The 10,636-nt window shown below is 68.4% G+C and carries 12 protein-coding genes; 6 read left to right on the top strand and 6 right to left on the bottom strand.

Annotated elements, in window-relative coordinates:
- Positions 1-123: 123 nt before the first annotated feature.
- Entirely contained in the window at positions 124-1,425 is a 1,302-nt protein-coding gene (locus G3O06_RS29615; protein WP_039361417.1) for a class I SAM-dependent RNA methyltransferase, read from the top strand.
- 96 nt (positions 1,426-1,521) lie between these two features.
- On the opposite strand, the gene G3O06_RS29610 is transcribed toward G3O06_RS29615, so the two are convergent.
- Positions 1,522-1,986, bottom strand: a complete 465-nt coding sequence (locus tag G3O06_RS29610) for an SRPBCC family protein (protein WP_205818348.1) — start codon at positions 1,984-1,986, stop codon at positions 1,522-1,524.
- A complete protein-coding gene (locus G3O06_RS29605; protein WP_175004991.1) occupies positions 1,979-2,311 on the bottom strand; it encodes a winged helix-turn-helix domain-containing protein in 333 nt (110 codons plus the stop codon). The genes G3O06_RS29610 and G3O06_RS29605 overlap by 8 nt, the downstream gene beginning before the upstream one ends.
- Positions 2,312-2,480: 169 nt before the next feature.
- On the opposite strand from G3O06_RS29605, the gene G3O06_RS29600 reads away from it, so the two are divergent.
- Entirely contained in the window at positions 2,481-2,891 is a 411-nt protein-coding gene (locus G3O06_RS29600) for a VOC family protein (RefSeq protein WP_174918604.1), read from the top strand.
- A 73-nt stretch (positions 2,892-2,964) separates the two neighbouring features.
- A complete protein-coding gene (locus G3O06_RS29595) occupies positions 2,965-3,651 on the top strand; it encodes a YafY family protein (RefSeq protein ID WP_174918605.1) in 687 nt (228 codons plus the stop codon).
- A gap of 78 nt (positions 3,652-3,729) precedes the next feature.
- On the opposite strand, the gene G3O06_RS29590 is transcribed toward G3O06_RS29595, so the two are convergent.
- Positions 3,730-4,653: a carbon-nitrogen hydrolase family protein gene (locus G3O06_RS29590; protein WP_046544957.1), complete on the bottom strand. Its 924-nt coding sequence runs from the start codon at positions 4,651-4,653 to the stop codon at positions 3,730-3,732.
- An 80-nt stretch (positions 4,654-4,733) separates the two neighbouring features.
- On the opposite strand from G3O06_RS29590, the gene G3O06_RS29585 reads away from it, so the two are divergent.
- On the top strand, positions 4,734-5,654 hold the full coding sequence (locus tag G3O06_RS29585; RefSeq protein WP_205818347.1) for a LysR family transcriptional regulator: 921 nt from the start codon (positions 4,734-4,736) through the stop codon (positions 5,652-5,654).
- 94 nt (positions 5,655-5,748) lie between these two features.
- On the opposite strand, the gene G3O06_RS29580 is transcribed toward G3O06_RS29585, so the two are convergent.
- From G3O06_RS29580 to G3O06_RS29570, 3 genes are read right to left on the bottom strand one after another with little or no spacing between them, the layout of a single operon-like run.
- Entirely contained in the window at positions 5,749-7,203 is a 1,455-nt protein-coding gene (locus G3O06_RS29580; RefSeq protein ID WP_205818346.1) for an NAD(P)(+) transhydrogenase (Re/Si-specific) subunit beta, read from the bottom strand.
- On the bottom strand, positions 7,200-7,526 hold the full coding sequence (locus G3O06_RS29575) for an NAD(P) transhydrogenase subunit alpha (protein WP_043191178.1): 327 nt from the start codon (positions 7,524-7,526) through the stop codon (positions 7,200-7,202). Before G3O06_RS29575 ends, G3O06_RS29580 begins: the two co-directional genes overlap by 4 nt.
- A 19-nt stretch (positions 7,527-7,545) precedes the next feature.
- On the bottom strand, positions 7,546-8,685 hold the full coding sequence (locus tag G3O06_RS29570) for a Re/Si-specific NAD(P)(+) transhydrogenase subunit alpha (RefSeq protein WP_205818345.1): 1,140 nt from the start codon (positions 8,683-8,685) through the stop codon (positions 7,546-7,548).
- 278 nt (positions 8,686-8,963) lie between these two features.
- On the opposite strand from G3O06_RS29570, the gene G3O06_RS29565 reads away from it, so the two are divergent.
- Positions 8,964-9,473 (top strand): NUDIX hydrolase, encoded by a 510-nt coding sequence (locus G3O06_RS29565; RefSeq protein WP_174985075.1) that lies wholly within the window; start codon positions 8,964-8,966, stop codon positions 9,471-9,473.
- Positions 9,470-10,618 carry a tRNA 2-thiouridine(34) synthase MnmA gene (mnmA, locus tag G3O06_RS29560; protein WP_205818344.1) on the top strand — a complete coding sequence of 383 codons (1,149 nt, stop codon included), beginning with the start codon at positions 9,470-9,472 and terminating at the stop codon, positions 10,616-10,618. Before G3O06_RS29565 ends, mnmA begins: the two co-directional genes overlap by 4 nt.
- Positions 10,619-10,636: the final 18 nt, after the last annotated feature.

Below are 10,636 nucleotides of genomic sequence, written 5' to 3'. Positions count from 1 at the left end.
AGATCTCGGGCACGCCTGCGCGGTGCCCGGGCCCGCGCCGCAGCACCGAAACGCGACGCAACGCCGGCCCCGGCCGCCCGCGCCGCGTACAATAGTGGACTTTTGCACGTCCTCACCCGCCTTATGTCCTCGCCCACCCTGTACGAATTCTTCGCCCCCTGCCCGCGCGGCCTCGAAGCGGCGCTTGCCGCCGAGCTGGCCGAAATCGCCGGCCGCCACCTGAACGGCGCGCCGTTCACCGCGGGCGCGCAGGTGCCGGGCGGCGTCCACTTCAGCGGCGGCTGGGCCGCCGGCATGGCCGCGAACCTCCATTCGCGGATCGCGAGCCGGGTCCTGCTGAAGATCGCGCACCGCGCCTACCGCAACGAGCAGGACGTCTACGCGCTCGCGCTCGAGCAGCCGTGGGAGCGCTGGTTCGCGGCCACGCAGACGCTGCGCGTCGACATCACCGCGATCAAGTCGCCGCTGAAGAGCCTCGAATTCGCGACGTTGCGCGTGAAGGACGCGATCTGCGACCGGATGCGCGACAAGACCGGCGCGCGCCCGAGCATCGACACCGGTGCGCCGGACGTGCGCGTGTTCGCGTTCCTGACGGCGGGCGAATGCACGCTGTACCTCGACACGTCAGGCGAGCCGCTGTTCAAGCGCGGCTGGCGTCTCGACAAGGGCGCGGCGCCGCTGCGCGAGAACCTCGCGGCCGGCATCCTGCGCCTGACGGGCTGGACGCCCGGCACGGCGCTGTACGACCCGATGTGCGGCAGCGGCACGTTCCTCGCGGAAGCCGCGCAGATCGCGCTCGGCGTGGCGCCGGGTGTCGAGCGCCGGTTCGGCTTCGAGAAACTCAAGCAGTACGACATCACCGCGTGGCAGGGGCTGAAGGTCCCGGCGCTGGACGCGAAGCGCGCGGCGCGCGGCAAACGCGGCGAAGCGCTCGGCGTGTACGGCAGCGACATCTCCGGCGACATGCTCGAGAAGGCGCGCGCGAACCTCGAGCGCGCGGGCGTGCCGTCGGTATGGCTCAAGCAGGTCGACGCGCGCGGGATGACGCCGCCGTGCGACGGCCCGGGCATCATCCTCGCGAACCCGCCGTACGGCGAGCGGATCGAAGTGCGCGGCCGCAGCGCGCGCGGCGAGGTGCGCGAGACGGGCCGCAACCGCGGCAACGACGACGCATTCCGCCGCACCCACACCGACGCGCCGGACAGCGAGTTCTTCAACGCGCTCGGCGATGCGCTGAAGCAGCGCTTCACGGGCTGGCAGGCGTTCCTGCTCACGTCCGACCGTTCGCTGCCGGGCCAGCTGCGGCTGCGCGAATCGGCGAAGACGCCGCTGTTCAACGGCGCGCTCGAATGCCGGCTGTTCCGCTTCGACCTGATCGCCGGCAGCGTGAAGGCGCGCCCGGCCACGCCGGAAGGCGACGCGTAATCCGCATCATCGTCGCGATCGGGCCGCGGGTGCGGCCCCTCCGCGGCAACCGGAACGCCGCCGTTACCGCACCCGCGGCAACGGCGGCGTTTCGTTTCAGTGCTTCGAACACGCCCAGCGCCCCATCGTGAACGGCAGCGCCTGCCCCGTCTCGAGCAGCGTCTTGAGGCTCGACAGCACGACCGGCCACCCGCCGCGAATCCCGCGATCCATCTCCGAGCCCGGCACCAGCCCGTCGTGCGTGACGGTCAGTTTCACGACGCCCTCGTGCGGCTCGACGAGATAGGTCACGCGCGACTCCTCACCCTCCCCTGACGGCGTGCGCCACGTGACGACCAGCTTGCGTGGCGGATCGTTCTCGACCACTTCGCCGACGATGTCGATGCGCGACGGATCGTCGTAGTCCTGATGTTCCCAGCGCGAGCCCGGCCGCCAGTCGGGCGACGCGTTGCGATGCCGCACCCAGTAGTCCTTCGTCAGCTCGGCATTGGTCAGCGCGTCGAACACGCGCTCGGGCGTCGATGCAATGAACGTCACGTACACAAAGGCGAGATTACTCATCGTTGTCTCCAGAATCGCCGGCCGCTTCCAGCCCGCGCTTGAGATCCGCCAGCGCCTGCAGGCGCTGACGCTCGAACTTGCCGATCCAGCGTTCCGCGATGTCGTGGATCGGCACCGGATTCAGGTAATGCAGCTTCTCCCTGCCGCGCCACGTCGTCGCGACGAGATTCGCGGCCTCGAGCAGCGCGAGATGCTTGCTCACCGCCTGCCGGCTCATCGCGAGCCCGTCGCACAGCTCGGACAGGGTCTGTCCGCTTTTCGCGTGCAGCAAATCAAGCAACTGGCGGCGCGTGGCATCGGCCAGCGCCTTGAAAACGAGATCCATGCCGCTCCCGGGTCAATGGCCTTATTATGCAACCAAATAGTTGCATGTCAAGGGTGACAACTCTACTGACAATACGGTGTCAGCAGGCTGCGATCACACTGCAATCCCGGCGCAATGCAAGGCTGGCTTCCGCACCGAACCTGAACAACAACGCAACAAGGAGCGCGTCATGACGTCCGCAACTGCCACTTCCACCGTCACCCTGGAACGCGCGATCGCGTGGTTCGACATTCCGTCCCTCGATTTCGACCGGGCGATCCGCTTTTACGAAACCGTGCTGCAAACGACGCTGCAGCGCGCAGTCATCGGCGGCGTGCCGATGGCGACGTTCGACCGCGACGCATCGAGCACGGGCGGCAGCATCGTGTTCGATCCGCAGCAGATGAAGCCGAGCGCGAACGGCGTGCTCGTCTACCTGAACGCCGGCGAATCCGTCGTCGCGGCGCTCGAACGCGCGAAGCGCGCGGGCGGCGTCGTGCAGGGCTCAGTCGTCGAGCTGCCGAACAACTACGGCTACGTCGGCTACCTGATCGACACCGAAGGCAACCGCGTCGGCCTGCACGCGCCGAAATGCCACTGAGCGCAGCGGCCGTCGGGCGCGCGCGGCGCTATCATCGCGAAGTCCCCACTGCCGTTGGAATCGAGGTGCCGTCATGACGCGCCGTGCCGACCGCCTGTTCCAGATCGCCGAATTGTTGCGCGGGCGTCGTCTCACGACCGCGCAGCAGCTGGCCGACTGGCTGTCGGTGTCGCCGCGCACGGTCTATCGCGACGTGCGCGACCTGCAACTGTCAGGGGTGCCGATCGAAGGCGAAGCCGGCATCGGCTACCGGCTGAACCGCAATGCGAGCCTGCCGCCGCTCACGTTCACGGCCGAGGAGCTCGCGGCGCTCGCCACCGGCGCGCGCATGCTCGAAACCTGGGGCGGTGCACGCTTCGCGAGCGGCGCGCGCTCGGCGCTCGCGAAGATCGCGTCGGCGATGCCGGCCGACAAGCGCACGGCGCTCGACCGCCTGCCCGTGTTCGCGCCGTCGTTCCACATCGACGAGACGTTTTGCGCGAAGGTCGACGCGATCCACCAGGCCATCGACACGCGCCACGTCGTCAGCTTCGACTACCGCGACCGGCTCGGCGCGCATTCGCAACGCCGCGTATGGCCGCTCGGGCTCGTCTACTGGGGCGGGCGCTGGACGATCGGCGCGTGGTGCGAGCTGCGCGACGATTTCCGGACCTTCGACATCGCGCGAATGGGCGACATCATCGTGCACGAACAGTTTCCGGACATGGAAGGACGACGGATCGCCGACTACATGCGGATCGCGGAAGCACCGATGCGCTGACGCGGCACGACGGCGTTCGCGCCGCGCGCCGCCGCCGTCCATGTTCCGGGCCGCCGTGCGGCGCCCGGCCCACCGTCCCTACCCGCCGAACACCACCGTCCGCTTCGGCCGCTCGTCGACATGCAGCGAGAACACGTCGGGCCGCGCGTAGTGCCCGACCACGTCGAAGTCGTAGCGCGCCCGCACGAGCTCGTCGGTATCGATACGCGCGGTCACCAGCCCGGCTTCGCCGATCAGCGGCTCCGTCAGCAGGTCGCCGAGCGGCCCGACGATCACGCTGCCGCCGCGGATCAGCGGCCGCTCCGGATCCCAGCCCGGCACGTCGATGCCGAGCGCGCGCGGCGACGGCTGCACCTGGCACGCGCTGACGACGAAGCAGCGCCCTTCGTGCGCAATGTGCCGCATCGAGCTCTGCCAGACGTCGCGCTCGTCGACGGTCGGCGCGCACCAGATCTGCACGCCCTTCGCGTACATCGCGCAGCGCAGCAGCGGCATGTGGTTCTCCCAGCAGATCGCGGCGCCCGCGCGGCCTGCGGCCGTGTCGACGACGGGCAGCGTCGAGCCGTCGCCCTGCCCCCAGATCAGCCGCTCGGTGCCGGTCGGCATCAGCTTGCGGTGCTTCGCGACGAGCCCGTCGCGCGGATCGAAGAACAGCGCCGTGCAGTACAGCGTGCTGCCGCCGCGCTCGATCACGCCGACCACGAGGCTCGCGCCCGTGCGCTGCGACAGCGCGGCCAGTTCGTCGGTTTCGGGCCCCGGCACGTCGATCGCCTGCGCGGCGTAGCGCGCATACGCGTCGCGGCCTTCGGGCAGCCGGTAGCCGAGCCGCGTGCCGAAGATCTCGCCTTTCGGATAGCCGCCGAGCACGGCCTCGGGCAGCACGACGAGCGACGCGCCGCTGTCGCGGATCGCGGTTTCGTAGCCGAGGATCGTGTCGAGCGTGGCGCGCGTGCCGGCGGGCGATGCGCCGATCTGCAGCGCGGCAATGACTGACGTGGACATGAAGGCGTCTCCGGTGAATGGGGTAACGCCATCTTTATCGATATGATGTCATCGATCAAATCGATAGAACGATAAGTGTCATGAATGCAGATGATATCGCCAGCCTCGACCTGAATCTGCTGAAAGTATTCGAGGCGCTGTACGAGGAAGGCGGCGCTAGCCGCGCGGCGCTGCGGCTCGGCCTCACGCAGTCGGCGGTGAGCGCGGCGCTGGCGCGGCTGCGCGTGATCTACGCCGATCCGTTGTTCGTGCGCACCGGCCGCGGGCTCGCGCCGACACCGCGTGCGGACGAACTGAAGCCGATCCTGTCCGACGCGCTCGACCGTTGCCGCGAAAGCCTCGCGATCGCGGCCGACGGCGGCGACCGCATCGGCCGCACGATCTCGATCGGGCTGTCGGACGACTTCGAGATCGCGCTCGGCCGCGCGCTGATCGACGCCGTCGCGCGGGAAGCCGGCGGCATCCGGCTGATCTTCCGGCAGACGCACAGCGGCATCGCAGGCGACGCGCTGCTGCGCCACGGCGTCGACCTCGCGATCGCGTCGGGCGGCTTCTCGGCGAACGGACTCAGCCGGCGCGCGGTCGCGACGGGCGGCTATGCGTGCCTGATCGACCCGGCGGCCCGCGAGCGGGCGCCGCGCACGCTCACGCTCGCCGATTTCCTGCAGCGCGACCACCTGCTCGTATCGTCGGGTGGCGTGATCGGGATCGTCGACGAGGCGCTGGCCACGCTCGGCCACAAGCGGCGCGTCGCGGCGTCGACCACGCATTTCGCCGCGCTGCCGTACCTGCTCGCCGGCTCCGATGCGGTCGCGACGATTCCCGCGCACGCGGCGCGCGTGATCGCGCAATCCACACCACTGCGCGCGCTCGCATGCCCGGTCGACTTGCCGCACTACCCGGTCGAAATCGGCTGGCGCACGAGCACGCAGCGCGACCCGGCGATCGTGCGCGTACGCGACACGATCGCCGCGTGCGTCGCGAACCTCGTCGCACCGTGAAAAAGGCCCGGCGGCTAGCGCCGGTCGTGCCTGCCCGCTGTCCGGTCACGCTGCCCGTGAATCGAAGCCGGCAGCCGCGTTGCCGACGCGCGCGTCATTCGACCGACTTCACCATGTCCTCGATGACCTTCTTCGCATCGCCGAACACCATCATCGTCTTGTCCATGTAGAAAAGGTCGTTGTCGAGGCCCGCGTAGCCGGCCGCCATCGAGCGCTTGTTGACGATCACCGTGCGCGCCTTGTACGCCTCGATGATCGGCATCCCCGCGATCGGCGACGCCGGATCGTTCTTCGCGGCCGGATTCACGACGTCGTTCGCGCCGAGCACGAGCACGACATCGACCTGGCCGAATTCGCCGTTGATGTCGTCCATCTCGAACACGATCTCGTACGGCACTTCCGCTTCCGCGAGCAGCACGTTCATGTGCCCGGGCATCCGCCCCGCGACCGGATGAATCGCATACTTCACGTCGATGCCCTTCTCGACCAGCTTGTCGGTCAGCTCCTTCAACGCGTGCTGCGCGCGGGCCACGGCCAGCCCGTAGCCCGGCACGATCACGACCGTCTCCGCGTTGCCGAGCATGAACGATGCGTCTTCGGCCGAGCCCGATTTCACCGGCCGCTGCTCCTTTGCACCTGCCGCGCCACCCGCCGCCGCCTCGCCGCCGAAACCGCCGAGGATCACGTTGAAGAACGACCGGTTCATCGCGTGGCACATGATGTACGACAGGATCGCGCCCGACGAGCCGACGAGCGACCCGGCGATGATCAGCATCGCGTTGTTCAGCGAGAAGCCGATGCCGGCCGCCGCCCACCCGGAATACGAGTTCAGCATCGACACGACCACCGGCATGTCCGCGCCGCCGATCGGGATGATGATCAGCACGCCGAGCGCGAACGCGATCGCCGTCATGATGACGAACGGCAGCCACGACTGCGTGATGAAGAACAGGATGCCGAAGCCGAGCATCGCGAGCGCGAGCATCAGGTTGAGCAGGTGCTGGCCCGCATACACGACCGGCGCGCCCTGGAACAGCCGGAACCTGTACTTGCCCGACAGCTTGCCGAACGCGATCACCGACCCGGAGAACGTGATCGCGCCGACGAACGTGCCGATGAACAGCTCGACGCGGTTGCCGTACGGGATGAAGTCCGACGACACCGCGTCCTGCGGCACGAGCCCGAACGCTTCCGGCTCCGACACCACCGCATACGCGATGCACACGGCCGCGAGGCCGATCAGCGAATGCATCGCCGCGACGAGCTCCGGCATCTTCGTCATCTCGACGCGCGCGGCGACGAACGCCCCCACGCCGCCGCCGACGATCAGCGCGCCGAGCACCAGCGCGATGCCGAGCGGCAGGTTCGCGCCGAGCCACTCGGCCTGCTTGACGATCAGCGCGATCGTCGTGAGGATCGCAATGGCCATCCCGGCCATCCCGAACAGGTTGCCGCGCCGCGCGCTCTTCGGGTTCGACAGGCCCTTCAACGCCTGGATGAAGCACACCGACGCGACGAGATACAGCAGCGTGACGACGTTCATGCTCATCGCGCGCCCTCCTTGCCGCCCTCGGCCTGCTTCGGCGCCTTCTTGCGGAACATCTCGAGCATGCGCCTCGTCACGAGGAAGCCGCCGAACACGTTGACGGCCGCGAGCGCGACCGCGAGCGTGCCGAACACCTTGCCGGTCGCGCCGACGGTCAGCGCCGCAGCCAGCATCGCGCCGACGATCACGATCGCCGAGATCGCGTTGGTCACGGCCATCAGCGGCGTATGCAGCGCCGGCGTGACGTTCCACACCACGTGGTAGCCGACGTACACCGCCAGCACGAAGATGATCACGTTGATCACCGTGTGATTGATGACTTCCATGGTCTCTCCCTTTCCCCGGTTACTTGCGCGCGACTTCGCCGTCGCGGCACAGGAGTGTCGCGGCGACGATGTCGTCGGTCAGGTCGATGTTGAGCGTGCCTTCCTTCGTGACGATCAGCTTCATGAAGTCGAGCAGGTTGCGTGCATACAGCGCCGACGCGTCCGCTGCGACCATCGACGCGAGATTCGTGTAGCCGACGATCGTCACGCCGTCGTGCACGATCACCTGGTCGGCGACCGTCAGCGGACAGTTGCCGCTCTTGCGGCCGTCGAATTCCGGGCCGCGGCCGGCCGCGAGATCGACGAGCACCGAGCCCGGCTTCATCGACTGCACGGTTTCAACGGAGATCAAGGTCGGCGCCGGGCGCCCGGGAATCAGCGCGGTCGTGATCACGATGTCGGCCTGCTTCGCGCGCTCGTGCACGAGCGCGGCCTGACGGCCGAGCCACGACGGCGGCATCGGGCGCGCGTAGCCGCCCACGCCCTGCGCCGCTTCGCGCTCTTCGTCGGTTTCGTACGGGACGTCGACGAATTTCGCGCCGAGCGACTCGATCTGCTCCTTTACGGCCGGCCGCACGTCGGACGCCTCGATCACCGCGCCGAGGCGCTTCGCGGTCGCGATCGCCTGCAGGCCCGCGACGCCCGCGCCGAGAATCAGCACGCGCGCGGCCTTCACGGTGCCCGCGGCCGTCATCAGCATCGGAAAGAAGCGCGGATACAGCGCCGCGGCCACCAGCACGGCCTTGTAGCCCGCGATGTTCGCCTGCGACGACAGCACGTCGAGGCTCTGCGCGCGCGTCGTGCGCGGCGCGGCTTCGAGCGCGAAGCCCGTCACGCCGGCCGCGGCGAGCTTCGCCGCCTGTTCGCCGTTGAACGGCTCGAGCATGCCGACCACCACGGAGCCGCGCTTGAGCAACGGCAGTTCGGCGTCGGTGGGCGTCTGGACCTTCAACACGAAGTCGACATCGAAAGCCGCCGACTGGCCGGTCAGTTCGGCGCCGGCGGCCGCATAGGCGGCGTCGGGATAACTCGCTGCAATGCCGGCCCCTTTCGCGATACTGACCCGATGCCCGGCCGCCGCGTATTTCTTCACGGTTTCCGGCGTCGCGGCCACACGCGCCTCGTTCGCCCGCGTTTCGGCAGGCACGCCAATATGCATCGTCGGTCCCTCCAGTCATTGTCAGTATTTCGTTTCTGGCGATTTCTACTGCACAACGAGCCGGGCAGGCTGACTACCGGCTCACGAGCGACGGCATTCACTCTCCACTTTAGGCGAAAGCGATGGCCGTACCAGCGCGCTCCGCACGAACGTGCGAGACGGCGATGCCGGCCCGTCCGGTGTCGCCGCGTATCGGCAAGACAGACGAATTGAAAGGGTCTGATTCGTTTAGCGCAACGACCGGCAGCGTTCGGGCGCAACCGGTAAAATGCCGAACCATGAAACCCGAAATCTGGACCCCGCATGTGACGGTCGCCGCGCTCGTCGAGCACGCCGGCCGCTTTCTCATGATCGAGGAAGAAACCTCGTCGGGCCTGCGCATCAACCAGCCGGCAGGCCACCTCGAAGCCGGCGAAACGCTGGCTGACGCCGTGATCCGAGAAACGCTCGAGGAAACCGCGCACCCGTTCACGCCCGACGCGCTCGTCGGCGTCTATCTCGCGCACTACGACCGCCCCGGCAACGCCGGCGCGACCTACCTGCGCTTCACGTTCTGCGGCACGGCCGGCGAGCCGGTCGCGGGTCACGCGCTCGACGACGGCATCGTCCGCACGCTGTGGATGACCGCCGACGAACTGCGCGCGTGCCACGAGCGCCATCGCTCGCCCGCGGTGATGCGCTGCGTCGACGATTACCTCGCCGGGCGGCGCATTCCGCTCGATTTCGTGCACACGCATTCGGTCGCGCCGCGCCCCGAAGCATTCGAACGTCAGGCGGTCAACAAATGAGCAAGCGCCGTGTAGTGGTGGGCATGTCGGGCGGCGTCGATTCGTCGGTGACCGCGTGGCTGCTGAAGGAACAGGGTTATGACGTGGTCGGCCTGTTCATGAAGAACTGGGAAGACGACGACGACGGCGAATACTGCTCGACGCGCCAGGACTGGATCGACGTCGTGTCGGTGGCCGACCTGATCGGCATCGACGTGGAAGCCGTCAACTTCGCGGCGGAATACAAGGACCGCGTGTTCGCCGAATTCCTGCGCGAATACTCGGCCGGCCGCACGCCGAACCCCGACGTGCTGTGCAACGCCGAAATCAAGTTCAAGGCGTTCCTCGATCACGCGATGTCGCTCGACGCGGAAATGATCGCGACCGGCCACTACGCGCGCGTGCGCGAGCGTGACGGGCGTTTCGAACTGCTGAAGGCCTTCGATCACACGAAAGACCAGTCGTACTTCCTGCACCGGCTGAACCAGGCGCAACTGTCGAAGACGATGTTCCCGCTCGGCGAGATCCCGAAGACGCAGGTGCGCGAGATCGCCGCGCAGATCGGGCTGCCGAACGCGAAGAAGAAGGATTCGACCGGCATCTGCTTCATCGGCGAACGGCCGTTCCGCGATTTCCTGAACCGCTACCTGCCGACGAAACCCGGCCCGATGAAGACGCCGGACGGCAAGGTCGTCGGCGAGCACATCGGCCTCGCGTTCTACACGTTCGGCCAGCGCAAGGGCATCGGCCTCGGCGGCAGCAAGAGCGGCAACGGCGATCCGTGGTTCGTCGCCGCGAAGGACATCGCGTCGAACACGCTGTATGTCGTGCAGGGCCACGATCATCCGTGGCTGCTGGCGCGCGAGCTGGTCGCCGGCAACGTGAGCTGGGTCGCCGGCGAACCGCCGGCCGAAGGCTTCGCGTGCGGTGCGAAGACCCGCTACCGGCAGGCCGACGCGGCATGCGCATTCGGCGCCGCCACGCCCGGCCCGGCAGGCGAAGCGCGCTTCTCGCTCGCGTTCGACGACGCGCAGTGGGCCGTCACGCCCGGCCAGTCGGCCGTGCTGTACGACGGCGAGATCTGCCTCGGCGGCGGGATCATCGAATCCGCGGCCGCCGGCAACACACAGCCGAACGACGCGCCAGCCCTCGCGCTCGCCCGCTGACGCACCGCCGCCGGTGCC

Source organism: Burkholderia sp. Ac-20345, from assembly GCF_017104825.1.
GTDB lineage: Bacteria > Pseudomonadota > Gammaproteobacteria > Burkholderiales > Burkholderiaceae > Burkholderia > Burkholderia lata_B.
Note: the sequence above shows the minus strand (reverse complement) of the source record. Positions and strands in the feature narration are given on the sequence as shown.